Source organism: Klebsiella sp. C349492, assembly GCF_042055345.1.
Taxonomy (GTDB): Bacteria; Pseudomonadota; Gammaproteobacteria; order Enterobacterales; family Enterobacteriaceae; genus Klebsiella; species Klebsiella scottii.
This window is the reverse complement of the sequence record NZ_JANQCE010000018.1, coordinates 1-1,344: the sequence shown is the minus strand read 5'-3', so window position 1 is coordinate 1,344 and position 1,344 is coordinate 1. Positions and strand designations below refer to the sequence as shown.

1 rRNA gene is annotated in these 1,344 nt (G+C 52.9%); it reads left to right on the top strand.

What is annotated here, in order from left to right:
* Positions 1–1,311: ribosomal RNA gene (locus NWP14_RS27720) — 23S ribosomal RNA — on the top strand; the annotation flags it as partial.
* Positions 1,312–1,344: the final 33 nt, after the last annotated feature.

The following is a 1,344-nucleotide window of genomic DNA, read 5'->3' as shown; positions in this document are numbered from 1 at the left end:
CAAATCGTACCCCAAACCGACACAGGTGGTCAGGTAGAGAATACCAAGGCGCTTGAGAGAACTCGGGTGAAGGAACTAGGCAAAATGGTGCCGTAACTTCGGGAGAAGGCACGCTGATGGTAAGTGAAGCGACTTGCTCGTGGAGCTGAAATCAGTCGAAGATACCAGCTGGCTGCAACTGTTTATTAAAAACACAGCACTGTGCAAACACGAAAGTGGACGTATACGGTGTGACGCCTGCCCGGTGCCGGAAGGTTAATTGATGGGGTTATCCTTAGGGAGAAGCTCTTGATCGAAGCCCCGGTAAACGGCGGCCGTAACTATAACGGTCCTAAGGTAGCGAAATTCCTTGTCGGGTAAGTTCCGACCTGCACGAATGGCGTAATGATGGCCAGGCTGTCTCCACCCGAGACTCAGTGAAATTGAACTCGCTGTGAAGATGCAGTGTACCCGCGGCAAGACGGAAAGACCCCGTGAACCTTTACTATAGCTTGACACTGAACATTGAGCCTTGATGTGTAGGATAGGTGGGAGGCTTTGAAGCGTGGACGCCAGTCTGCGTGGAGCCAACCTTGAAATACCACCCTTTAATGTTTGATGTTCTAACGTAGACCCCTAATCGGGGTTGCGGACAGTGTCTGGTGGGTAGTTTGACTGGGGCGGTCTCCTCCCAAAGAGTAACGGAGGAGCACGAAGGTTAGCTAATCCTGGTCGGACATCAGGAGGTTAGTGCAATGGCATAAGCTAGCTTGACTGCGAGCGTGACGGCGCGAGCAGGTGCGAAAGCAGGTCATAGTGATCCGGTGGTTCTGAATGGAAGGGCCATCGCTCAACGGATAAAAGGTACTCCGGGGATAACAGGCTGATACCGCCCAAGAGTTCATATCGACGGCGGTGTTTGGCACCTCGATGTCGGCTCATCACATCCTGGGGCTGAAGTAGGTCCCAAGGGTACGGCTGTTCGCCGTTTAAAGTGGTACGCGAGCTGGGTTTAGAACGTCGTGAGACAGTTCGGTCCCTATCTGCCGTGGGCGCTGGAGAATTGAGGGGGGCTGCTCCTAGTACGAGAGGACCGGAGTGGACGCATCACTGGTGTTCGGGTTGTCATGCCAATGGCATTGCCCGGTAGCTAAATGCGGAAAAGATAAGTGCTGAAAGCATCTAAGCACGAAACTTGCCCCGAGATGAGTTCTCCCTGACTCCTTGAGAGTCCTGAAGGAACGTTGAAGACGACGACGTTGATAGGTCGGGTGTGTAAGCGTAGCGATACGTTGAGCTAACCGATACTAATGAACCGTGAGGCTTAACCTTACAACGCCGAAGCTGTTTTGGCGAAGAGACGAA